General features: G+C 53.5%; 15 protein-coding genes. 9 read left to right on the plus strand and 6 right to left on the minus strand.

Annotation, left to right across the window (positions count from 1 at the left end):
* Window positions 1-30 precede the first annotated feature (30 nt).
* Complete coding sequence (locus tag QQL54_RS01535; protein ID WP_284386798.1) at window positions 31-951, plus strand: LysR substrate-binding domain-containing protein; 921 nt, start codon at window positions 31-33, stop codon at window positions 949-951.
* Here QQL54_RS01535 and QQL54_RS01540 read toward each other — a convergent pair.
* The 6 genes from QQL54_RS01540 to pdxR all read right to left on the minus strand — a co-directional run bounded on the left by QQL54_RS01540 (window position 893) and on the right by pdxR (window position 11183).
* Complete coding sequence (locus tag QQL54_RS01540) at window positions 893-2101, minus strand: MFS transporter (RefSeq protein WP_284386800.1); 1209 nt, start codon at window positions 2099-2101, stop codon at window positions 893-895. The two genes, QQL54_RS01535 and QQL54_RS01540, sit on opposite strands and share 59 nt — an antisense overlap.
* Entirely contained in the window at window positions 2098-4221 is a 2124-nt protein-coding gene (locus QQL54_RS01545; RefSeq protein WP_284386802.1) for a serine hydrolase domain-containing protein, read from the minus strand. The genes QQL54_RS01540 and QQL54_RS01545 overlap by 4 nt, the downstream gene beginning before the upstream one ends.
* On the minus strand, window positions 4218-5795 hold the full coding sequence (locus QQL54_RS01550) for a tetratricopeptide repeat-containing sulfotransferase family protein (RefSeq protein WP_284386807.1): 1578 nt from the start codon (window positions 5793-5795) through the stop codon (window positions 4218-4220). Before QQL54_RS01550 ends, QQL54_RS01545 begins: the two co-directional genes overlap by 4 nt.
* A gap of 78 nt (window positions 5796-5873) precedes the next feature.
* Window positions 5874-8258: a TonB-dependent receptor gene (locus tag QQL54_RS01555; RefSeq protein WP_284386808.1), complete on the minus strand. Its 2385-nt coding sequence runs from the start codon at window positions 8256-8258 to the stop codon at window positions 5874-5876.
* Between the two features lie 32 nt (window positions 8259-8290).
* Window positions 8291-9202 (minus strand): carbon-nitrogen hydrolase family protein, encoded by a 912-nt coding sequence (locus tag QQL54_RS01560; RefSeq protein WP_284386811.1) that lies wholly within the window; start codon window positions 9200-9202, stop codon window positions 8291-8293.
* A gap of 121 nt (window positions 9203-9323) precedes the next feature.
* The gene (pdxR, locus tag QQL54_RS01565) at window positions 9324-11183 is read right to left on the minus strand and encodes a MocR-like pyridoxine biosynthesis transcription factor PdxR (RefSeq protein WP_284386813.1); all 1860 of its coding nucleotides are present in this window, start codon (window positions 11181-11183) and stop codon (window positions 9324-9326) included.
* A gap of 228 nt (window positions 11184-11411) precedes the next feature.
* On the opposite strand from pdxR, the gene QQL54_RS01570 reads away from it, so the two are divergent.
* The 8 genes from QQL54_RS01570 (at window position 11412) to QQL54_RS01605 (ending at window position 24264) form a co-directional block, all read left to right on the plus strand.
* A complete protein-coding gene (locus tag QQL54_RS01570) occupies window positions 11412-15113 on the plus strand; it encodes a TonB-dependent receptor (RefSeq protein WP_284386815.1) in 3702 nt (1233 codons plus the stop codon).
* A gap of 17 nt (window positions 15114-15130) precedes the next feature.
* Window positions 15131-15715 (plus strand): RNA polymerase sigma factor, encoded by a 585-nt coding sequence (locus QQL54_RS01575; protein WP_284386817.1) that lies wholly within the window; start codon window positions 15131-15133, stop codon window positions 15713-15715.
* Window positions 15712-16794, plus strand: coding sequence for a FecR family protein (locus QQL54_RS01580; protein ID WP_284386819.1), 1083 nt, complete (start codon window positions 15712-15714; stop codon window positions 16792-16794). Before QQL54_RS01575 ends, QQL54_RS01580 begins: the two co-directional genes overlap by 4 nt.
* An 82-nt stretch (window positions 16795-16876) precedes the next feature.
* Complete coding sequence (locus QQL54_RS01585) at window positions 16877-19774, plus strand: M16 family metallopeptidase (protein ID WP_284386821.1); 2898 nt, start codon at window positions 16877-16879, stop codon at window positions 19772-19774.
* 205 nt (window positions 19775-19979) lie between these two features.
* Window positions 19980-21152 (plus strand): FtsX-like permease family protein, encoded by a 1173-nt coding sequence (locus QQL54_RS01590; RefSeq protein WP_284386824.1) that lies wholly within the window; start codon window positions 19980-19982, stop codon window positions 21150-21152.
* Window positions 21149-21889, plus strand: coding sequence for an ABC transporter ATP-binding protein (locus tag QQL54_RS01595; RefSeq protein WP_284386826.1), 741 nt, complete (start codon window positions 21149-21151; stop codon window positions 21887-21889). The genes QQL54_RS01590 and QQL54_RS01595 overlap by 4 nt, the downstream gene beginning before the upstream one ends.
* Window positions 21873-22811, plus strand: a complete 939-nt coding sequence (locus QQL54_RS01600; protein WP_284386828.1) for an RND family efflux transporter — start codon at window positions 21873-21875, stop codon at window positions 22809-22811. Before QQL54_RS01595 ends, QQL54_RS01600 begins: the two co-directional genes overlap by 17 nt.
* A complete protein-coding gene (locus tag QQL54_RS01605; protein ID WP_284386830.1) occupies window positions 22804-24264 on the plus strand; it encodes a TolC family protein in 1461 nt (486 codons plus the stop codon). The genes QQL54_RS01600 and QQL54_RS01605 overlap by 8 nt, the downstream gene beginning before the upstream one ends.
* Window positions 24265-24334: the final 70 nt, after the last annotated feature.

The following is a 24334-nucleotide window of genomic DNA, read 5'->3' on the forward strand; positions in this document are numbered from 1 at the left end:
ATCTGTGAATTAAATTCACAGGAGCCTTAGATGGATCGACGAACACTGCCACTGTCTTCGTTACGGGCCTTTGAGAGTGCCGCTGAACTGCTGCATTTGGGACGTGCCGGAGAGCGGCTTGGCGTGACGCATGGGGCGATCAGTCACCAGATTAGATCATTGGAAGATCGGCTCGGTGTGGCCCTTTTCATTCGTGCGCATAATCGGCTGTCATTGACCCCAGCGGGGACGCGCCTGCATCAAGCGGTAAAGGAAGGCCTAGACCGGATTCTCGACGGCACACGTAATCTCGATCCAGAAAAACTCGGCGGGGTGCTCACGGTAGGGTGTACGCAGACCATTGCAACGAGCTGGGCGGCCAAACATATTTGCGAGTTTCAGAAACGGTACCCCACCATCGAAATCACTGTTCGTGAGATTGAACCGCGACAGCAGAAGATCCCGAGAGAGATCGACATCGCGATCTGTTACGGGGCGCCGACGCAAGATGATCGTCATCTTTCGCATCTCGCGTCTCCGTCTCTATTCCCCGTTTGCAGCCCTCAACTAGTTTCGGCGCGAACGGATGGGTTCGAAAACGACACGCTCGCTGAGTTTCCGCTGATCCACGATAAACAAGTGTCTTGGGATCGTTGGTTTGCGGCGCAAGGTCTCGACAAACCGGATCGTGTCCGAAACATCGTCTTTGCGAATACCAGCCAGGCCCTCACGGCCGCCCGGCTTGGATATGGTGTTGCGCTTTGTAATGACTTCGAGACGCAGGACTATATCCGCGAAGGTCAGCTAATCCGACTCTCGGACAAGTCCATTCCCGAAGAGAAAGATTATTTCTTACTGACCCCGGCCCCTGGGCGGCAGTCCGTTAAGACGCAGATCTTTGAAGACTGGATTGTCAGAGCGTGCCGCCCGGTACGAGCCGACTTTGCTGATCCAACTGCCGTGCCGGGATGAGCATGATGACGGTACAAACGACGAATAGGATGAGCGCCCCATTGAGGATGAAGCTAAAGCCAAAGCCTGCGGTCAGGATTTGGCCTGCTATAACTGGACCTGTCGCCAAACCGATTTTGGAAACAAAGCCACCCGCCGCTGCAGTCCGGCCGGACTCGTCAAACTGCGACGCCATGCCCAGCAAATAGGCCATAACCATGCCCCAGGTAATTCCGGTGCCGCAATTGGCTATCAGATAGGCGGCCTTGCTGCCACTGAGATGGAAGAGCGCTGTCCCGGCTAGGGTGAGACCCATGACCAGGAAGAGCGGCCAGAAGCGCCCATATTTTGTGCCAATAATAATGACCAATCCGGGACCAAGCAGGGCGACCCATGTTGCAAGACCGAGCGCGGTTGAGACATATTCCCGTTCCAGTCCGTAAGAGATGCCAAGCCGGATAATATAGGCCAGCAGCGCCATATTGACCGCTTGAAACAGAAAGATGGCGAGTAAGGTAAAGCTGAGCGGTTTCTTTTGTATTGTTCCAGTCGTGGTGGCCAATGGCTTGGGTCGTGGCGGATATCGGTCAAGGAATGGCACCATCGCCAAGCTGGCTAAACTAAACAGGATCAGTGCGACAAATAGAGCCTGCGTGCCATAGATCGGTACAAGGCGCGGCAGCAGCATGACCCCAAGGCCGCCAAGACCAAATTGCACGAACAGCAAGACGCCAAACGTTCGGTCAGGATTGGCTGTACGGGCAATAACCCCATAGGATATACCAACCAGTAGTCCGCCTATGATGCCGTGCAGAAGGCGGACAACAATGAGGATTGATGGGTCGGTAATGAACATCGACACCACATCGATTGCGATGAGACCGATAAGCGCCGCAATCGCCGCCGGGCGCCATTTAATCTTCTTGATCAGGATGATCGCCATCAGTGCGCCAAGCGCGGCGCCGTAAATATTAGCCGAGCCGATGTTTCCGGCCTGCGCATCGGTCAGGTTCAGACCGCTGACCAGACCATCAACGATGGCCGCCATGATATTCACATAGAATAGCCCCGCCGTTGCTAGGAACGACAAGAGTATCCCAGCAAGCAGGCTATCCGCCTTGGCCGTCGGAAAACGCCGCGGATGTATGGTGATATTATCGGAAGACGTCATGGGTTGGCCTCGCAAAACGGCGCGTCATTGTGAGAGGCGGCCGCGGCGCGCGCCCAAGCAAAGGCGTAGCCATCGCTAACATAATAATAGGTCTGTCCATTCGGCATGAGGGCCAGCGTCAGGCCCCCATAGCCGGACATGGCGGGGACAAAGAGGTCATCCTCACAGCCGATGTTGGCTCCTGCATTCCAAGCCCAAAATCCGTTTTTATAGCGTTGGCTGTCGACAACCGCGCGAAGCCCGACGGGCGCTGTCCTTTGTTGTAGAGCATCAGCGAGCATGGCGGGATCGAGCATAGGTTCGCCATCGATCATGCCGTCCTCGTGTAGAAATTTTGCAATCATGGCTATGTCGCTGCGGTGCAGGGTCAGGCCCCACCCCGCGAAAACCTGCGCTTCATTGTCATAGGTCCGCCGTGTCTGCCGCGCGACTGGGCTCAGGCCGAGTGATGTCCAAACCGGATCAATGAGATCGTCGAATATGTCAGCGTCACTGCGTCCCGTTTGCTCCCGTAGAAAGGCGGTAATAGCCGTGCCAAGAATGTAGGTGTCTGTCGTGTGGTAGACAAAGGTTTCCCCGGGAGGCGATTGGCGATCATAATTGCAGGCAATGTCGATTTTCCGGTCATGCCGATCAGTGAGGAAAAACTGTCGCGTGTCCTCTGAGGCCTCATCTTCATCATAGACATCGGAATCATACCGGCCCGTTGCCATATCCAGTGCATGTTGAAACGTCACGCCGTCCCAGTCATCGCAGGCGGGCACGTAGTCGGCGATCTGCGAACGCATCGCGCCCGGATAGAGTTGCTCAAGCCGCATAGAGGCAAGCCCGGCGACCATCGACTTAGCCCATGAATAGGAGGGCAGATCAAGGACGTTGCAATAAGGATAGTCGCCAAGCCGTGTTGGGCAGGCGCTGACATAGTGAGTGCCGTCCTTTACATATCCAAGCGCAGTTATCGCGTCTGGTGCGACTTCGTCAGAATGCCCGAGCTGATTACGGAAACTCAGTTCTGACAGTGGCTGCGTCGGCAGACGATGGGCGACTTCCGACTGATAATTGCGAATGACGGTATTCGCATGAGGAATGGCTTTAGTTTCAAAGCTCGAGGGCGCGCTGCCCCACAGATTGAACTGCATATAAGCGCAAGTTTCTGAGCCAATCTGGAAGATTAAGGCTGACGTGTCGCCATTGGGGCCGATCTCAAACGCCATCATTCCGTTGTGAACGCAGTTCGCGTTTCGCTCCTGCAAAGCAAAGGGTAGGCTGGCGCGGGCATGGCTGTCTTCCCGATGCCAGATTTGGCCAGGCTCAATAATCCATTCCCAATCAGGATGATCATTAGCTTGAGGGCCACGAAGAGTTGGGATCAAATCCGTGCCATCTTGGACTAGATTCACATTGAAGGCCGGTAGCTTGTCGAGCGTGTCCGCTGTTTGAGAATAATTAAAGCTGTCTCGGAGCAGTTCAAACCCGGCGGCCTGCGTGCCTTCAAACCGCAGAGTTCCTGAGTAGGATATCGTCGGCGTGGTTATCTTATCGGGTGGTGCGAACGCCTGCATGGAGACGGGTTCACTAAGGGTTTGACCATGCCACAGCACGTCTTGTGACAAGGCCTCAGACAGGGAGTCCGTGTTTCGGGCGCCGACGACGGAAATATTATCGACCCAACAGCTATCATTCGCCGCATTGCCCGTGATCCTTACGCCAAGGAATAGGTTAGGACTGTCCAAATCTAACAGACCGCTGACTGTGTGGAGCGTGACGGAGTCGTCTTGCCCATCCTCAACCCGGCCGATCTCAAACCAAGCCGCTCCATCCGGAGAGGCTTCAAGAACACAGGCATCATCGCCTTCGAGACTGTCGGCAGCAAAAGCGGCGCTAATTCTGACACGATCCGCTGACACATCCTTGAGTAGGCGGATGGCATAGGCGTCGCGCGTGAGGTTCAGCGAAACATTGCCCTGATAGTCGGTCAGGCCGATCTTGCCTTTCCGGGCGTCAGATTGCCAACCGTCGGCCTCGCCATCTTGAAAGCCTTCATCCAGAAAGGTTTGCGCCGAGGCGATATGCGGCATCGATAAAAGGCTGGCGGCCAAGAGGAGGCTTCGAAAGATCATCCCGAACCTCCGCGTTGCAGTCCTGCAGCAAGCGGGGTGAGTTGGGCTTCGTAATGACGCCACTTTTCGACGGATGAGGAATAAAGTGGGCGACGCACCTGCGCAGCACTGGCGGTTGAGGAGGCGGACTGGTTAGCGTGGAAGTGCAGGCAGGCTGGATCCCAATCGAGACCAACCGCAGCAATGAGCAGGCGACTAACACCCTCTTGATCCGCGATCAGCGCTTCATAGGCGACGTCGTGAACTCTGCCGGGAAACACGTTATGCCAGTGTTGCATGAGCTGTGTTTTTGCGGAGATGTACCGCGCCAGATCATCTTGATCGTATGAGAATGGGTAGCCCATGCGGAACAGTGTTTTCAGCATGGCATAGCCGACATCCATCGGGTTTCGCATGACATGGATGATCCGCGCGTTCGGGAAAGCCTTGGCGATCAGCCCGATATAGAGGAAGTTCAGAGGTGTCTTGTCGATCACACGTTGAGACGCCGCCCCGCGACCGTCGAGCCCCTTTAGATAGGCCGCTCCTAAAGCTTTCATATCCATCTTAGCTGAGTTTCTGATCAGCTCGGTCTTAGATTGCGCGGAGCCGGACAGGCGGGTGATTGCTAAAGGTAGATCGTTGATCTCTCCAACGCTCTCGGCTTCTGGGTGGGAGGTGATAATCCGGTCGACCAGCGTCGTGCCGGATCGCGGCAGACCAACGATGAAAACGGGTCTTTCGTCGCTACAGTCTTCAAAGGTTGTCTCAGCAAAATCTGTGTCGAAGACCTCTTGTAGAAGATGCATCGTCTCAAGGTCGCCTTCGACCCTATATGCCATGTTTTCACGGCGGCGTTTCGCGCCCCGGGCGAGCGAATCGAAACTGCGCGGATAATCACCAAGATCTTCAAGTTCTTTCGCCAGCGCATAGGCCAATTGAACCTCACCCATAGGTGGCAGGTTCGGGCGTTTCAGCTGCTGTTTGAGCGCGTCCACATGATTGCGATCTTGGGTCTGGGTTCGCAATGTCGCGCGGTTGTAATAAGCGTCAAAATCGGCCGGGTTTTTCTGGATCAGCTTATCCAGCGCTTGTTCGGCCTGATCCATTTGCCCGAGCGCAATATGCGCCGAAGACAGATTATAGAGCAATGACAGCTCTTCTCGGTCTGGCAGAGGCGATCCGTCCATTGCGCGCATCAATGTGTCGAGCGCGCCTTCGTGATCGGCGAGTTGTGTCTGTATTTCAGCAATCCGGCCCAATTGGCGCGGCACTAGATTCATTGTCGTGAGGTTTTCGGCGATTTCTGTTCGGGCTTGAGCAATGTCGGATTGAGCAATCAGAGCCTCAATCCGCATCAATCGGGCGTCGAAATGGGAGGGATCGGATTGAAGCACATGGTCGACCTGCGCCAGCATACTATCGGGGCGATGGCGCATTTGTTCCGCCCGCGCGATCATCAGGCGCGGCGCGACTGCGTCAGGCGCCGCCTTGAGCAGATTCTCACAGATCGCGATGGCTGGGTCAGGGCTGCGTCGCCGGAGCAAATCGTCGGCTCTGGCGAGCGCAATACTGAAATCTTGGTGATCGGGCATGGCGGTCACGTTATCTCTACCCTGCCGTCCCGGAAAGAGGTGACCCGAACGAACCGGGCCACCGTAAATATCCTGTCTCTAAAATCCAACAGAACCCGTCACGCCGATCATACGCGGTAGGGAAATCATTTCCTTATTGCCATTGCCGAAATACCCTTCGGCTGGGCTTGTGCCCATATATGCTTCGGTAAAGACCCCGGTCACGCCCTTCTCATTGAAGATATTTTTGACCCAGAGGGACCCCGTGAAATTACCGCGCGTAAACGAGGTCGTTGCATTCCACAGGCTGAACCCATCAAGCGGCACATTAAAGGTCGGTGATACACCGACACCATTGCGTGTCTCGGATTGGTAAGAGCCGTCCAAACGGGCGAAGAAGTCCCAATCATCATTGATCGAGCCTGTGTAATCGAGGGCCCAGTTGAGCATATGTTCTGGAGCGCCTGGAAGGCGCGCACCATCAATAGCGACGGGCGTGACAGCGTTGCTAGGCGAGAAAAAGTCTCCGCTAAGCTCGGCGTTCACATAGGCATAGCCAAGATTATAGTGCCAATTGTCGCCGATATAGCCGTCCAGTGAGGACTCGATGCCGTAGGTCCGAGCCGAGCTACCATTCTGGACTGCGAAGAAGCCCCAATTTGTCGTCGCCGTATTGAGCTGCGGATCACTCCAATCGATGTAAAAAGCACTCACATCGTAAGTCAGACCATTTTTGCTACCTTTTGTTCCGACCTCATAGTTCACGACATTGTCAGCCCCATAAATCTGCCAGCCCGGATCTTCGGCGAAGGTACCAGTCAATGGAACGGCGTTAGAGCCGCCACGACGGTAGCCTTCAGAGATGGTCGCATAGATCATCGCATCATCGGAATAGCGCCATGCGAGATTGCCCTTGAAGAGGATATCGTCTTCGCTGGTTTCGAAGAACGCGTTGGTCGGAGTGAACACTCCAGTATAGAGTGGTAGGTCGATAAATGTGTCGTTCTCAGATTTATTATCGAAATATCGCGCACCGATGGTCAGATCGATCGTGTCAGTAGCATGATATGTCACTTCACCAAACGCGGCGACTTCCTCGAAATTCTCTATGCGTCGATAGTCAAAGTCTTTATCGCCCGACACAACGGCAGCCAGACCCGGCAGCAATGTATCCCACCATTGTTTGAACCCGCGCAGATAGCTCTCTTGCGTCGATTCAATTTGCTGTTTCCGATAGAAACCGCCGACAACATAATCGAATGTCTCGCCGACATTAGAGACGAGGCGAAGTTCCTGAACAATCGCTTCATCAGCGTAGGTGCGTACGGCCGAAGCCATTGGACGTGGATAGTTATAATAGAAGCCGAGGAAACCCGCTTGCGCGTAGAACCCTGTATTCTCGCTAATACTGTCGCCCGTGTGATCGTAATGCGACGTCGATGAGGTGAGAGTTGCGAAGCCGAGATCGACATTCATTTCCAAGGATGTGGAGTTAATGTCGCGCGTTGAAGGCTCCAATTGGATCGAGCCATTCTCATTGTCGCCATAGGCGTTGCCGAAGCCATCAACGTTAAAGCTGCTTTGCCGCCGTCCGCCAACATCATCGGATTGGCGAATGTGCATCAGGGTCAGATCGACCTCATCGGAAGGTTCCCACAACAGAGTGGCACGACCCATCCACTGCTCGACTGTATCTGCGTCCTCAACGACCCCGTAGGAGGCGTCAGCGGCTAGAATGCCGCTCGGTGCGACCGGGATGCCATTGGCGTCTAAATCGTAGACATTCACATAGTCGGTGATGCCGGGATAATCGCCGAAGCTACCCACGACACGCAGCGCGGCTTTGTCGCCCAGCGGCACGTTGACCATACCGTCCAATGAGTAGCCAATGCTCTCAGAGCCTTTGACGCTTGAGAATGAGGTGCTCGCCCACCCCGAGGCTTCGCCGAGGACGGGTTTGCGAGTAATGTAGCGGATCGTGCCGCCGAGTGAGCCAGAGCCGTAGAGTGTACCCTGCGGCCCACGAAGGACCTCAACACGGTCGAGGTCGCGCAGCAGGAAGTTCCCGAAGATGGGCGTCTCGTTAAGATAGGTCGAAACCGATGCCACGGATGACACGGCATAATCACCAAGGCCGTTCCCATCCACGCTGAGACCCCGGATTCGAACTTGGTTGAGTGTCCCTGAGTTGCGAGCTCCGCGGTCAATCACGCCAACCCCTGGAACCGACCGAAGGAGTTCAGCATCGTCGAAGATCTGCGCTTTCTCGATAGCCGTCCCGCTGACAGCCGAAATATTGTAAGGTACATCCGTTACACTGGTTTCGCGCCGGGTTGCCGTGACAATGATCTCGTCATTATTACGATTACTGGCTTGCGTATCCTGTGCTTGGGCGACGGTTGCCGTAAACGGGACGATCGCAGAGCTGCACAAAAGAGCAGTCGCGAAGAGGTGGCGTTTTGGGCTGGTGCTGGCAGTCATCATGGTCTCCTTAGAGGCGCGGTTTTTCATTGAACTCATTCGACGATTTTAAGTTTTGGGTTTGTGCCGGAGGGACTGGGATCAAACTCAGCAGTTCCTTTTCGGCTCGGCATTGTTAGCGGACCCAAAGCCTCGAACCCGGCTTTGCGCTGTTCAGCGGATTGGTAGATTTCATATTCGACAGGCGCGTCCCGGAAGCTTTTCAGAACCTGTCCCAGACCTTGCCATCCTTCAGATCGAACCCGCCGGACTTCATCAAAATCAAGGTTTAGCGCGACGACTTCTGCGGCATCGCCGCAGGCATATAGAAGTTCGCCACCTGGGCCGTAGAAGATAGATTTGCCATTGCCTTGTTCGCCCGCGACGTTGACGTCGATGAAGTAACACTGGTTGGTGGCCGCGTTTGATCGAGCAATAGACAGTTCGACATCACGGTCGATTGTATTGGTCATAGTTGGCAGAAGAATAGCCTCCGCACCCATAGCTGTTAGCGTACGAATGACTTCTGGAAACCACATATCATAGCAGATGGCGACGCCGATTCGGCCTGCGCCAGGAACGTCGAATACGCAGAAATCACGACCTGGCGTGATCCCTTTCTCATAAGGAAGAAAAGGATAGAGTTTGTCGTGTTTGGCGACGATCTCGCCAGAGGGGTCAATGACGTGAGTGACGTTATAGACCTCGTCACCGCGCTTTTCATAAAGGGATCCGGGGACAAGCCATACATTCAAACGTTTAGCCAGTTGCTGCAGTCGCGTGATTGTTGGACCGTTTTCGGGCTCAGCAAATTTCAATGCGGGGCCGTGAATGGCGAGTTCGCCAAGGACGATCATTTGGACCCATGGGAGGCGCTTCGCAGTCGCCGCCACATCTTTTTCGATTTGGTCCAGATTGCCCGACTTTCGACCGGCGGTCTGAATCGCAGCGATGCCTAAATGGCCCATACACAATCCCCAGAACGGTCTGCGCGGCACGCGCACTCGACCGATGGAACCTGTTCGCAGCTATCGCCTAGGGTGATTAGGTCCAGTTTGAGGGATTGAATGGTACCAGTTTAGCGCCGCATCAACGGCGTGCAATGACAGCATTGTCGACATCCTGCCCCTCATCATTGACCCAAAAAACGCGGTCATCTGATAGTCTGACGAAGAATTTCGCGCTCTCCCCATAAGCCCAGTTTTGCCACTGGCGGCACCATTTATCGTCTTCAATCCACCATCGCCCTACGTCGCGATCTTCATTGGCATAGCCAGCTTTGCCGGACATGGTTCCGTCCGCGCGTAGCGTGATTGTGCAAGGTTCGCCGTAGACCGTATTATAAAGCAGATCGACGCCGCTGAGCGCAGAGTCGATTGTTAGAGCATCAAGGTAATCATGTGTCGAGACACCTTCTTGTTCCGACGGAGTCGAGCAGAGTTGTGTGATAATCCTCGATAGCCGTTCAATACCCTCGCGAATTCGTTCCGATGGGATGCTGGTAACGCCGAGTCTGAAAATATGGCGATTATCATTCGGGTTGGCGAAGTAGGTGCTGGCTGGTTCGATTAAAATGCCTTGGGCTTCCGCGACCTTGGCCAGACGCTCAACATTTAATCCTGCGGGGCCATGCACCCAATAAGAGGTCCCACCCGACACAGCCGGTATAGCAATGGTTAGGGGGCGGTAGTGGTTCAGAGCATCGCGCAATGCCAGCAGGCGCGTTTCGTAAACTGACCGTAACCGTCGGACCAACGTATCGTAATGACCGAGTGTCAGAAAATAGGCGGCCGCGCGCTGATTGTTCGGAGAAGGCCGACGCGTGGTCAGGTTACGGAGCTGTCGGGCGGCGGCAATCACTTCGCGCGGGGCAACCATAAAGCCAAGTCTTACGCCCGGGTCTAAGACCTTTGAAATAGCCCCAAGATATATGACGCGGCCCTGTGTATCGAGACTGTAGAGAGAAGGGAGGGGCGCGTTGAGAAAGTCCATCTCACATTCAAAATCATCTTCGATGATCAGAGCGTCAGACGCTTTCGCGGCTTCGAGTAGAGCATGTCGTCGCTCTAACGTCATGGTTACACCGCTAGGTCTCTGCCGTGACGGCGAGACATGGATCAGATCACAGCGACCGAACCCATGATCAACCACCATACCGTTGCCGTCGACAGCTCGTTGTTTCACCCGCGCTCCATTCAAGGAAAAGAGTTCACGAAGCTCAGGTAGCCCTGGGTCTTCCATGATAACTTTGGCGGCATTGGTCGCGAATAACTCAGTCAACAAATGCAGCCCTTGTTGCTCGCCAACCGTGATAAGGATTTCGTCCCGCCGCGCTTCGATCCCGCGCGTTGACAGCAGAGACGACCGGATCGCGTCGACCAGCATTTCATCATCGGCTTCGTCATTGCCGATCGACCATTGTTCGACCTCTTTGACGCCGAGGGCCAGTCGACTGACTTCGCGCCACTCAGGAACTGGAAAGAGTGATCGGTCATAGCGTCCTTCGATGAAAGGATACTCATATCGATGCCAATCGGGTGGGCAGCGATATCTCTGGGCGCGGATTCCCTTTTGCCGAAGATGGGTCGCCGCGACGGTCGCGACATCCTGCACTGCCTCCCCGACGATCATCGGCCGTTTCGGCACGTGCCGCTTATAGCCGGGTGATACGAAGACGCCGCTACGGTCTTTCGTAAAGAGGTGACCGTCGCCAATCAGATGCTGATAGGCGAGCGAAACCGTATTTCGGCTAATAGACAGATCCTGCGATAATTTCCGCGTCGACGGCATCTTAGCATTGGGCGGGAGCAAACCTGTTTCGATTAGGTGGAGAATACGTGATCGTATTTGAATCTGGAGTGACAGCGTGTCGTCTCGTCGCAGTTCAATCAACGGGGCCAAGGGAAACCGGGCCGACAAGCGGTTCGCATCTTTTCTCTGGGCCACCATAATTAGGCGACATTGCACGTATGCGACCGGAGGATGCAAGGTGGCTTCTTTCCAAGGCTCTGGCGATTGGATGATGAAATCAGCGAATCTCCATCATGAGAAACAGAGATATGACCCATTGAGACCATGCTATTTCGCCAAGCGTGTGAAGGTTTTTTGAACTTTCTTTTGAGGTGATGGGCCCCGGCTGCGTTGGACGGGTTACAGGGAACTAGGGGAATCCAGACTATGAACCATGCATCAACAACGAAATTCACCGATCGCCAGGCTATCGTCTCTGGTGTGTCGACTGCTAGAATCAGCAAGCTTATGCTGGGAACGGCGATTGTCGGTGTGTTCGCGCTTCCTGCAATGGCGCAGGCTGCTGAAGTTAAATTGTCTGATGCGCTCAACCGTTTCGCCAGCGAAGCCAATGTCGAAGTGCTTTTCTCGTCTGAAGTTGGCGAAACACGTATTGCTGAACTCAAGTCCTATTCTGGTGATGCGGAAGATGATCTTGATAAGCTGCTCGAGGATACAGGCCTCCGGTTCGAAGAGCCCCGGCCAGGCGTTTTCATCGTCGCCTTAGCGGAGGCGCCAAAAGTTCCAACGGCTAGGTCCCGCGAAATAATCCGAACCGCGCCAGAAGTTCAAAAACCTGACGTAGCACCCATTCTAGACACGCGCGAAGCTCAAGCGCAGCCGACGGCCACGCCGGCGCCAGATGCGCCACCGATTTTCGACCTGGACGCACCGACCGGGGTTATCACGGGCCAAGTGATTGATCAGTATTCAGGCCAGCCACTCGCGGGTGCGATTGTCCTGATCGAAGGGTCGGGTCGGACGACCTCGACCGATACTCGCGGGATTTACCGTTTCGCCGTTGCACCGGTGGGATCCTATTCGATTTCAGTCAATTATTTGGGCGCAGAGTTTCAGTCCCAGCGCGTGACCCTTGCGTCCGGGCAGCGTCTTGAGGCCAATTTTCTATTAGGCGAAGAGCTGGATGAGGTCGTTATCTACGCTAATCGTTCCGCGCTTCAGCAGGCTTTGAATCAACAGCGTGCTGCTACGAATAGTTCTACGGTCGTGTCTGCTGATCTGCTCGGCGACTTCCCGGCTGAGACGATCGCCGAAGCACTTCGGCGTGTCTCGGGGGTGACCTTCTCCCGCGACGCAACGACGGGTGAGGGTGACCGTATTTCAGTTCGTGGTTTCAATGACCAAGCGATCAACGTGCAACTCAACGGCGTAACCCTTCAGGGCACAGGTGTTGATCGCGGTGTCGATTTGTCAGGCTTCCTGACTGAGAATATCAAACAAGTTACGATTCAGAAGACGTTGCTTCCGAGCCAAGAAGCGACAGGGACAGGAGGTCTGGTTGAGATCGAAACCCGATCCGGCCTAGATTATGGCAAAAAATATCTGAATCTTGGAATTGAAGGTCAGAGACCCTTCGCTGACGGCTATGGGGATGAATTCGAATTGAGCGCGACGGGTGCCTATCAACTGACCGACGATTTCGGTTTGTCAGGGACAATACAGTACCGGGAAACAGCTCGAACAAATTACGATGTAATCTATACACAATCTTTCGACACGATTTTTCCTGTCGGCTTTACGTCTATTTTCACCATACCTGAAAGCTTCGATTTTCCATTCGTTCCAGGATTTGACAGACCATTCGTTACTGGGACTAACACGACGCAACGCGAACGGGATGAAAACAATCTGACGGTTTCTTTAAATGCTGCATATGACTGGGGGAACCATACGCGTTTTAGGCTTGATCTTCAGCAGATCCAACGGGATGCGGAGTTCTCAGTATCTACTTCCACGCAAACGATTTTGGCCTCTGCGAGGAACTTCCCAATTCCAGAGTTGGGCGGGGAGGTTCGGCGTCGTCGTTTCTATAATGCGCTTCGTCCAGGGCTCGCTTCATCAGATAATGTTGAAAATCTATCGATCCGATCAGTTAGCTTACGAGGCGAAACAGATATCGACAATTGGGAGTTTGATTACCGGGTTGGCTATAGTGAATCCGAGCGGGAGCGGGAGCGCGTATCAGCTACCTTCCTTACAGATCAGCTCCGTAATATGACGGATCTGATTAGTCCTAATACGATTCAAACAATTCCCGACACCGGCGGCGTGGATCGCGTCGTTGATGGCGCTGTAATCTTTGCTGGAGACCAAATTCCGCTTCTGAGCCTAAGTCAGCTTGGTCAGGGTATCGTGAACGATCCGGCTAGTTACTACCTCAATGTGGCAAGTAAATCAGAAGCGCTTGATGTCACGGAGACTTTTGAAGTCGAAGGGGATGTGAGACGTTACTTCGCGAATAGTTTCCTCGATTACGTCCAAGTAGGGGGGAAGTATGAGGATCGAACTCGGAATAATTCAGCTGATTCGCTTTCTACGACGGCGTTAGGTTCCCCGCTAACCTTTGTGCGTGCTCGGGATGCAAGCAACCGCTTGATCAATACGTTTATTTCCGATCTCGATAGCTCTGCCTTCGGGTCTTTAGATTTGTCCGATATTGGTGCGTCTGGTGTTGGGATTCCTATCGTGAATCCGGGTAGTCTTGCTGGTTTAGTTGGCTTGATCGAGGGGTCTACGGCGGATGATCCGAACACGCCGGAAAATGAGGCACTTTTTAGATTGATTGATCGAACTGTTGCGACACGGGAGGTGGCAGCTTCGAATAATCCGGCAAAGGTCACTGAAAAAATTCTGTCCGGGTATATGGAGACACGGCTGGAGCTTGGTGACTTCGAAGTCATTGGCGGGGCTCGGTATCAGCGTGAAGAGCGTGTTGGCACGGCAATTTCGACGCCTGCTATTCGTCGCCGTCCGGAGAATGGTGGTATCGTTCCGCGCGCAGTTTTCTTTGATGCAGGCTTGTTCCAATTTATTGATCTTGGCGGAGTTCAAGAGACACTGACGCCTAGCGTCATCGCAAACTATCGCCCGACGGATGAAGTCGTGGTTCGCGGAGCTTACTTCCGTTCTACTGTGAATCCTGCGATTGAAAAAATTGCGCGGCCTACTACGGTCGTTATCGAACTCCGGACACAGTTCGCCAGTATTCCGGTTCCTACGGCAACTATCAGGGAGGCTAATCCGGACCTTTCACCCTCTATCACTGATAATTTCGATCTCGATTTTTCCTATTACTTCAAAGATAATCCTGGTCTCTTGCGTCTCGGTTTTTTCTATAAATCGACGCAGGATAACTTCACGCAGACATTGTTGAATGCGGAACAAGTGGGTTCTGACCTAGAGCCGCGCATTCTTGAATTTTTGGCGCCTTTGGCCGATGTCGATCCGTCGCTCCTAGTTTTGCCTGCGGATACGCAGTTTTTCCTGCAGCGTCCTGAAAACGGAGAAGGCGGTAAGGTTTACGGTGTTGAAGCTGAACTTATTCGGCAGATCGATTTTCTTGGCGACAGTGTTCCTAACTGGGTTGAAAATTTCAGCGTTCTTGGAAATTTAACCTATACAAAAAGTGATTTCGAATCCTTGGAGCCTGCCCGTAACGACGCCGGCGATTCCATCACATTGGCATTCCAACGCCCCGCTATTGGTCAATCGAAATGGGCAGGGAATGCTTCTCTCCGATATGAAGACGGTGCATTTTCCAGTAGTGTTATTTATACGTACCAATCTGCGTCTGCACAGGATTATGACGAGTTTAATCTGAACACGATCACGCCTTCTTTCGACACGTTAGACGCGCGTCTATCCTACAAAATCGATGCCAAGGGGAATCGTCCGCGCATGATTTTCTACATCGAAGGCGACGATTTATTGACGGGGTCTAAGGAGGCGGACATTCGGTCCGCGACTTCATCGCAATTCGGTGATGGAACCGCAGAGTTTTTCTTTCCTAGAAACCTGCAGTTCAACGGTGGCCGCCGGGTCACTGTCGGCGCTAGGCTCACTTTCTAAAGTAGACCTGCTGGATTATGCCGAAAGACCAAATACCAACGCCCGGCGCTCCGCGTCGCGGCAGCGAGACCGCAGAACCTAGTTTAGGCTCGGTCGGTACCGCGTCGGATAATGGCATTGGCGCGTTGGATAGCGATTTTCGCCAACCCTTAGAGCGCTATTTCCGGCGTCAAGGTTTGAACCAGGCAGACGCGCAAGATTATACGCAGGAAACCATGACAAGAATACTGGGGAAAGGCGGCGTAGCTTCGCTTGCTAATCCCCAGGGTTACGTATTTTCTGTTGCCTCTAATTTGCTGCGTGATCGTGCCCGTCGTCGTCGAACTCGAGCCGCCGATGCCCATGTGGTAATCGACAGTTCCGAGTTGGTGAGCGATCAACCGTCACCCCACAGGCAGTTGGTCGCTCATCAGGAATTGGCGCGGATCCGCGAAGCTATCTTAGATTTACCGGCTAAGTCACAGCGCGTTTTTATTCTGCATCGTTTCGAGGGTTTAACCTACCCAGAGATTGCCGACTTGATGGGCCTGTCCCGGAGTTCGGTCGAGAAATACATGATGTTGGCCTTAGGTCGCCTGAAAGACGTCAGGAAACGGTCATGAGTGTTCACGAAATTTTTGGCGAGCGTCCGGACTATCCGCCGCATGATGCGGATGATCAGGCAACCTATTGGATGACGATGCTCGGTAGTGACAGGTGTACGCCTGCTCAACGTCGATCTTTCGCTCATTGGCTTGACGATCGCTCGGAAAATCGTGTCGCCTTCGACAATTTGGCTGCAATAGTCGACGGCGCCGAACTCGTCGCTGAAGACCCTTTGATCCGGGCTCTGAGACGTGATGCCCTTGGGCATGGCTTACCGAAACCATTCTGGATCCGGCAGCGCTCTAAGCTTTCCGTGGCGGCCGTCGGTTTTGCCGCAGCTTTGTTGATGGTTGCTTTTGTTCAATGGGGGACGTCTCCATTTGAAACGTCGCCCAGTGACGTTACCTATACGGTCGAAAGCGATAGTAATCTCAATGCGACTTTGCTGACCACTCAGATCGGGGAGCAGTTGACTCGGCAACTCGATGACGGATCAACGATCGAGCTTAATACGGATAGTGAAGTCCGGTATGAACTCGCGGATAATCAACGGTCGATCTATTTGTTGCGCGGGCAGGCCGTCTTTGACGTCGCGCATGATCCGTCTCGTCCATTCGTTGTGTTTGCGGGTGATCGTCGCGTCACGGCCTTGGGAACATTATTCGAAGTTCGAATGGACAGTGCTTCAACCCGTGTCACCTTATTAGAGGGCAAAGTCAGAGTCGATGAAATCGCGCTGACGGACGAAATCGATACAACCAAGCCAGCGAAGAGTTTCGAGCTTAAACCGGGCGAGCGTTTCGTTTCAGTGGATGAAGTCATGTCCACTGTCCCGGCCACAGTCATTGAAACGGACTTAAGCTGGCGAGAGGGTCGCCATAGTTTCAAAGATGCAAAATTGTCCGACATTGTCGCTGAGATGAACCGATATACGAACCGGAAAATTAAGCTTGCAGACCCGAGCATTGGGGAGCTGAAAGCCACCGCCAATTTCAAGCTAGGATCGACCCTTTCACTGGCGTCAACGTTGGGACCGAGCTTCGGTCTGACCGTGAAGGATGACCCCAATAACGACCATATTCTCGTCGACTGGTAACTGATCCAACAGCCTACCAGTGGCGATTTCGCTTTGATTAAATTGTCCTCGAAAAGACTAACCTAAGGCAAAGATTATGATCATGTCTCATACCCGTCTAAGATTGATGGCCACGACCGCGATAGCTCTAATGATCACGGCCTGCACAACTTCGGCTCAAGACCAAGCATACGACGCGACCAATGCCACTATTCAGGCGCAAGCTGTCTCGGTTGATCTGCCTGAACTAGCCCCTGATCCAGCTCTGGTAACCGGGACATTGGAGAATGGTATTCGCTATGCGATTCTGCCCAACAAAACGCCACCCGGACGCGCCGCATTGCGGGTTCGTTTTGACACGGGCTCATTTAACGAGGTCCCGGGAACAGGGGGGCTGGCTCACTATCTGGAACATATGGCATTCAACGGCTCTAAGAATGTTCCCGAAGGCGAGATGATTCAAATTCTGGAACGGCTTGGGCTAAGCTTCGGCGCGGATACGAACGCGTCGACTGGGGTCGACCGAACGATTTACAAACTTAATTTGCCCAACACCGACGATGAGGTTCTCGACGCGGCTTTCATGTTGATGCGGGAAACCGCGGAGAACCTAACGCTAGACGAAGATGCCATCGACCGGGAATTGGGAATTATCCTATCCGAGAAGCGAACCCGGGACACGTCGATCTACCGCGCATGGGAAGCCTATATGGGGTTACTCGCAAATGGTAGCGATGCGATGTCTCGTCTGCCGATCGGCACGGAAGAGACGCTGCGCGCGATCCAGTCTGATGATTTCCGCGCTTACTATAATGCCCATTATCATCCGGAGAAGACGGTTGTCGCGTTTGTTGGCGATGCCGATCCAAAGGTAATCGAGGCTCGTATCCGAGAGACGTTCGGTGAGTGGACCGGTGAAGGTGATGCTGGGGATACACTGATCCCAACTTCAGCGACACCAGAGGCGAGCCGAGTTGTAGTCTATGAGGAAGACGGGTTACCAACGCAGGTCCGTCTTGTTTCAACTCAGCCCTATGTGAAGCACGAGGATACGCCAGAATGGCGTCGGGAACGGACATTACGAAGCCTTGCCTACGGTATGATGTCTTATAGGATGCGCGCTTTGGCGGAACAGGTGGACCGGCCTTTTGTTAATGCCAGTATGGGGCGCCACTCGACGTTTGACTTGACCGAAGGCCCAGTTTTCTCGGCCTATACGCAACCCGAAAACTGGGATCGCGCGCTTCGCGGTCTCGACACAGAGTTGCGCCGCGCTTTGCAATATGGGTTTAGCCAGTCCGAATTGGATGCTCAGCTGGCCCGTCTCGATGCGTCTGTAAAAGCGAGAGCGGAAGGTGCCGATACGCGGGCGACTACGTCCAGAACGGGTGGCTTAACGGGTGCGCTAATGTCGACCTTCGACAATGACCGGGTCTTTACCCACCCATCTCAGGACCTTGCCCGCTTTGAAGCTATGCGCGAGACGCTGACTTTGGATGCTGTGAATACAAAGTTGCGAAGTGAATGGGGCGATATTGAAGATTTGTCCGTCTTTATTCAAACATCGGATGCGCCCGAGACACCAGAAGCGGCTGTCCGCTCCGTCCTGTTGGACAGTCGTTCTACGCCTGTATCAAAACCCGATATGTCGGAAGACAAACCCTTTGCTTACGAGGATTTTGGAACGCCTGGGAAAGTCGTTTCTGATCGTGTCGTCGAAGATGTCGACGCACGGTTGATCGACTTTGAAAACAATGTCCGTCTGACCATCAAGACAACTAAATTTCAGGACGATCGTGTTCTGCTCAAAGTCACCTTTGGCGATGGTATGCTGTCTGCCCCTGTCCGCAATGAGGGGATGCGGCGCATGGCGCTTGGTGTGATCCAAAGTAGTGGACTTGAAGAACATGAACCCGATGAGTTGCGGCGGATACTCGCGGGACGCCTCGTGGCTTCAAATGCATTCACGGCTCGGGCTGCTGACGATAAGTTCTCCTTCACAACGCTGACAGTGCCAGATGATATGCTGTTGCAGTTTCAGATTTATGCGGCCCAGCTCAGCGCTCAAGCGTTCAGAGAACGCGCGCGTCTGAACTATATAGACAAGTTGAAAGCTTGGTATCCGCGTCACGATGCGACCATGGATGGGGTCTATTCCAAACATGTTCTGCGCCGAGTTTACGGTGGAGATAAGCGCTTTGGTTTTGAGAATGAAGATCAGTTCTATGCGACAGAGTTGACCAAACTCGAAGCGTGGCTGCGCCCACAGTTTGAACAAGGTCCGGTCGAAGTCACGGTCATTGGAGATATTGATCCTGAGGTGGTTATCGAAGCCGTTGCGCAAACTCTGGGCGCGCTACCAACTCGAAGCTCGCTGGATAGTCCGGATAGCCCGTCAGTCGCGGCCATGCGCCAAGTGAGCTTTGGAGCGCAGGGCGATGGTCCGACGATCTTCCGGCACAAAGGCGATGATAATCAAGCCCAGTTGCGCATTTATTGGCCCGCAAATGACGGCAAGGACCCGCTTTATGCGCGTCAGCTTTCTGTACTGAGAGCCGTGCTACGAAATCGGCTGGTTAAGGATATTCGAGAAGGCGAAGCGACGACTTATTCCCCGGGGGCCGGCAGTCACGCCAGCACGACTTTTGACGGTTTCGGATATGTTTTGGCTGTGCTGACGCTCAAGCCGGAAGATGTTGACGCTATGGCTGACAAGGTTCGTGACATTGCGAACGACCTGGCCTCGGGAAATATCGACCAGGATGAATTCGACCGGGCGCTTAAACCTATCGTTGAACGACTGGATAGTACCGAGAAAACGAATGGCTATTGGTTAAATGTACTGGACGATGCGCAAAGTGATGGCCTTGGCCTGACGTCGCACCGAAGCCGTGCAAGCGACTACGACGCGATGCGTGTTGAAGACATTCAGAGTCTTGCTGCAACTGTGTTCGATGCAGAGCGCGCTTTAGATATCCGAATTTTACCGACGGAAGAATAAGGCGGCCGAAAACTGGCCATAAACTTGCCGTTTCGTCAGGTGATTTTGAAACGCCAAGTTGCTACGCATTTAATCGAAGAATAATGGTAATATTTTGTTGAAGGGGCTGGGGTCACGCGATGCGCAGCCAGTTTAATATCGGTGGAAAGTCTGGCGATCTAAATCGATCTGGATCGCTTGATTTGCCGCGCATCGGCTGGTCGATATGAAATCGCTGGCGCGATCCAATGTCGGCTTTCACTGGCGTTTGTTCCTGTCGGCTGTGTCAGTGCTCGCCCTTTCAGGTTGCCTGATTTATGTGGCCGTTGGGATTTCGGCAGCGAATATCCGGAGCTTCTCGACATATCAGCGGAGCTTAGACGTCGACCTATATATTCGTTCTACTGGACGCGACAGCGTTTCTCTCCAAAAGTTGCTGACGGAAGTCGACCTTTACGAAGATATTATACGTGCGGAGCCCTATTTAGGTCGTACTCGCCCACAGCAAGTGAGACTAGATGATGAAGTTAAACAACTATCGATCGCCGAAATTGAACTCGGTGAAGACGTCATTTTGGTTCCGAGGTTTATTTCCTCAGAGGCTAAGGAAGCACTTTCAGTGCCGGGGACAATTATTGTCTCTTCGACATTGAAGGAAAAAAATGACTTTAAAATGGGCGATGTTCTCTGGAATTCTGATGATAGTTTCGGGCTTGAGATTATTGGATTTTTTGATGCTGCGGTTAATCGAGGTTTTATAGGGGCTCGAACAGGATACGGATTTGTGAGTCCCGAAACCGGGCGCTTGTTTTCCCCTTCAACGCCTCGAGCTATTCATTTTGGGGGCGGTGTGTCTCGGAATTTCAGCCGTATAAGCATGGTCGGAGTTCGAATTCCGCCTGACACCTCTCCGGAGATCGCGAAGCAGCGGCTCAATCAACAATTTAAGGGAGCCTCGCTCGAGGCCATCACACCACAGGAGATGGGTCGACGAACGTCTTTGGATGCGATCCTTGAGAGCAAGCAGTTTCAGGGCTTCCTTGTGGTTGGTGTGTTTGCTGTTTTGATCCCTCTTTTCATTATTGTTCAGACCCTCCGGTCAGCAATCCTGACCCAGTCTCAGCAGTTCGCGACGATGCGGGCGCTTGGTATTCCGTCGCGTCATCTTGTCAGCACAGCAATGGAGCAGGCCTTTTGGGTCGGGACACTTGGCATTGGCGTCTCCTATTGCGTCATGTTGGGTGTGAAGGCGGGTTTATTGGGTCGAGGTATCGACATGTATGTTACTTCTACAGTGGTTTGGTATGTCAGCGCCGCCATCCTTCTTGCTGCCCTTATTGCAGGGGTCATATCCCTTACCGCGATCTTCAAGATGAAGCCGCAGGACTTACTGCGATGACGAGTTTGGCTAAGCAATCCCCCACAACGGTTGCGGCGATCCAGACTTGCGGGCTCGGCAAAGTTTTTGGCGAAGGGCGGCAACGCGTAATCGCACTGGATGATGTTTCGATTGAATTATGCAGTGGTCAAATGACGCTGCTTATGGGGCCGTCGGGCTCTGGAAAGTCATCAATGATCGCCGCTCTTGGCGGGCTCCAAGCCCCTGATACTGGACAAGTTATCGCGTTAGGTGAAGACCTTTGGTCACGCTCTAGCCGCAAGATCACACGTTTTCGTCGTGATCATTGCGGGTTTGTATTTCAGAGTGGGGGGCTGTTCCCCGCACTCGGCGCACGTGATCAGATCGCTCTACCGCTGACCTTTCTGGGCTGGTCCGCTGCAGAGGCAAAGCGTGCCGCGTGTGAGGCACTTGATTGGGTTGGGCTAGCTGACCGACAAGATTCGCGTCCGAGCGAAATGTCAGGGGGGCAGAACCAACGCATCGCCATTGCGCGCATGTTGGCAAAAAAACCGACATTAATATTCTGCGACGAACCGACGTCAGCGCTGGATGGCAAGAACGGTGCGAACATTGCCGAACTGCTCAAGCAGGCGGCTGCTCGACATAATGCCATGATCCTGTGCGTCACCCATGACGAGCGGCTCGTGCCCCATGCTGATCGGATCCTTCATATTGAGGATGGCCGGATCACAAGTGATAGCGAAGAGGATAAACCCTATGCGGCTAATCGGTAGACTTCTGACAAACTTGTGGGTCTGGCTTTTAATTATTGTCGTTACGGCGCTCGCAGCGACCTCGTATTTGAAACGGACGGCAGATCAAGAAGAGAGTGTGACTCTCGCGCCGACTTTGGCGCCTTCATCGCCCTACGCTTTATCTCAGAGTGCGGTGGTCGAGATCGAAGGTGGGATCGTGCTCGTCTCCGCCAACCGAACTGGGACGATCAAGGAAGTCCTCGTGGCTGAGGGCGATGAGGTCAAACAGGGACAGCTGTTGGCTCTGCAAGAGGACCGGGATGACCGCATTGCGGTCAGGCTCGCTGAGATCGCCGTCGAAAACGAGACTCTTAAGCAAGAACGAAGCGTGCTGGATCTCGACATCGCACGTCGCAATGTTGAACGCGCCGTCATCCAGCGCGAACAGGACGCAATTTCGCAGCAACAACTTGAGACGCAGCAGGATAATCTGACCAAGACAGAACTGGCGATGGAGACCAATCGAAATTCGATGGAGCGGGTTCAGACCCAGCTTGAAACGGCCCGGTTCAATCTTGCACAACGCCGCGTCATATCTCCGGTTGATGGCCGGATATTGACCGCAGCTGTCACAGCTGGAGCTGGCGTCTCGGCGGAAAACATCTCGACGGCTTTTTCGATTATTCCTGATGCGCCCAAACGCCTTCGCGCGAAGGTGCGAGAAGACGATATCGACTCGATCTATCTCGGACAGAAAGTTGATTTCGCGGCCAATAATCGCAGCGCGGATCGCCGCCGCGGTGTAGTTACTCAGATTGGCTCAGTCTTCTCGGTGGCAGAAACGGGTGGGCGAAGCCAAACCAATACGGTCGATGTTGTGATTGAGACGGAGGATGTTCCTTTCCGTCTCGGCAAGACGGTCTTAGTGCAATTTCTCAAACCAGACGTTCCCGATGCCTAGACATTTATTCAATAGTCTCGTGGCTGTAGTGCTGCTGTCCGGCTGTGCTCATAACTCTTTGCTGCAAGGAAGTTCTAGGATTGGGGCGGATGTTGCGGCTGCCAAGCTCACTCAGTTGACGCCACCAGAATGGCAATCTGAAACGCCTGACATACTGCCAAACACCCCCACTTGGCAGGCCCTTGATGACCCGATCTTACAAGATATGATCGCGCAAGGACTGAGTGGTAATCTGTCGATTGAGGCGTCCTTACTGCGGCTAGAATCTGCGCTGATTGGGCTGGAACAGTCAGAGACCGCCTTGAGCCCTCGTTTTTCACTAGGACGCGGCAGTGCGAGTGTTACCCAGTCTCGAAATGGGGGTCCGTTTGACAGCTATTCTTTCGGGGGCTCTGCCCAGTACCAAGTGGATATCTGGGGGCGTATTAAAAATAATGTGACGCAATCCGCCTTATCTGTCGAACAGCAGAAAATCCAAAATGAGGTTTTACGCATTTCGACGGCGCAGGCGATCGCGAACATTTATATCGACCTTCGCGTTCGTGATGAAGTCATCCGCTTGCAAGAGCAACAAATCGAAATTCAACGCGAACAGCTGCGCTTATCAGAGGTCAGGCTTGAGGCTGGGGCAATCACGCGGCTCAGTGTGGATCAGATCCGCGTTAGCATTCAGCGCCTTCTCGGTACGCTTGAAGCCTCGCGCGTTCGGCGAGACGACCTTGAGCGTCGATTGGCTCTGCTACTCGGATTGCCGCCTCATGAATTTTCTCTTGAACCACGGTCATTCCAGACATTCGATCTACCTCGGCTAATGCCAGACGCCCCGGCTAATGTGCTGATTGGGAGGCCGGATATTCGCGCAGCCGAGTGTAACGTCGTGCGCGCTGGTCTTTCGTTGGATAATGCGCGTAAAGCCTGGCTACCGACATTAGGACTTTCCGGCTCTGCAACGCAGTCGTCGACATCGTTATTTGATCTGTTGACCACGGACGGAATCAGCGCGTCTATCGGAGCGGCCATGTCCGTTTTGCTTTTCGATAATGGTGACCGTGATCGGAACATTGCTCAAGTTGAAATAGCCGAACGTCAGACACTCATAAGCTATCAACAAACTGTGCTGGCGGCGCTAGAAGACGTGGAGCAGATCTTGACGCGTCAGTCGCAAAATATGCGACAGATTGAGATACAGCGCCTGCAGGAAGAAGCCCAACAACGCGTTACGCGTATTACGCAGGCTCAGTATGATACTGGCGCCGCCAGTGCGTTCGACCTGATCCGCGAGCAAAGTAATGGTTTGAATTCCCGGCAAAGTCGCGTCCTAGATTGGTCGGAGGGCGTAAAAGTCTATATTTCCGCTCTCGGTGCCTTGGCGGTTGACCCGTTGCCAAGTGCTGACGCCTCAACCTCGATGCTCAATGGCATGATTTGCAAAAATTCGGCTGATAGTGAGTAGATGAGAGAATTTGTTCTCGAGGCTGTTTGTGCCGAAGGCAGCAAGATTAAATCTTTTCAAGATTACGAGC

The sequence above is a fragment of the Algimonas ampicilliniresistens genome (assembly GCF_030159955.1).
Taxonomy (GTDB): Bacteria; Pseudomonadota; Alphaproteobacteria; order Caulobacterales; family Maricaulaceae; genus Litorimonas; species Litorimonas ampicilliniresistens.

Excerpts from the sequence above, each read along its gene's own strand:
- QQL54_RS01535 (WP_284386798.1), top strand. The coding sequence starts at position 31 with ATGGATCGACGAACACTGCCACTGTCTTCGTTACGGGCCTTTGAGAGT.
- QQL54_RS01540 (WP_284386800.1), bottom strand. The coding sequence starts at position 2,101 with ATGACGTCTTCCGATAATATCACCATACATCCGCGGCGTTTTCCGACG.
- QQL54_RS01545 (WP_284386802.1), bottom strand. The coding sequence starts at position 4,221 with ATGATCTTTCGAAGCCTCCTCTTGGCCGCCAGCCTTTTATCGATGCCG.
- QQL54_RS01550 (WP_284386807.1), bottom strand. The coding sequence starts at position 5,795 with ATGCCCGATCACCAAGATTTCAGTATTGCGCTCGCCAGAGCCGACGAT.
- QQL54_RS01555 (WP_284386808.1), bottom strand. The coding sequence starts at position 8,258 with ATGATGACTGCCAGCACCAGCCCAAAACGCCACCTCTTCGCGACTGCT.
- QQL54_RS01560 (WP_284386811.1), bottom strand. The coding sequence starts at position 9,202 with ATGGGCCATTTAGGCATCGCTGCGATTCAGACCGCCGGTCGAAAGTCG.
- pdxR (WP_284386813.1), bottom strand. The coding sequence starts at position 11,183 with ATGGTGGCCCAGAGAAAAGATGCGAACCGCTTGTCGGCCCGGTTTCCC.
- QQL54_RS01570 (WP_284386815.1), top strand. The coding sequence starts at position 11,412 with ATGAACCATGCATCAACAACGAAATTCACCGATCGCCAGGCTATCGTC.
- QQL54_RS01575 (WP_284386817.1), top strand. The coding sequence starts at position 15,131 with ATGCCGAAAGACCAAATACCAACGCCCGGCGCTCCGCGTCGCGGCAGC.
- QQL54_RS01580 (WP_284386819.1), top strand. The coding sequence starts at position 15,712 with ATGAGTGTTCACGAAATTTTTGGCGAGCGTCCGGACTATCCGCCGCAT.
- QQL54_RS01585 (WP_284386821.1), top strand. The coding sequence starts at position 16,877 with ATGTCTCATACCCGTCTAAGATTGATGGCCACGACCGCGATAGCTCTA.
- QQL54_RS01590 (WP_284386824.1), top strand. The coding sequence starts at position 19,980 with ATGAAATCGCTGGCGCGATCCAATGTCGGCTTTCACTGGCGTTTGTTC.
- QQL54_RS01595 (WP_284386826.1), top strand. The coding sequence starts at position 21,149 with ATGACGAGTTTGGCTAAGCAATCCCCCACAACGGTTGCGGCGATCCAG.
- QQL54_RS01600 (WP_284386828.1), top strand. The coding sequence starts at position 21,873 with ATGCGGCTAATCGGTAGACTTCTGACAAACTTGTGGGTCTGGCTTTTA.
- QQL54_RS01605 (WP_284386830.1), top strand. The coding sequence starts at position 22,804 with ATGCCTAGACATTTATTCAATAGTCTCGTGGCTGTAGTGCTGCTGTCC.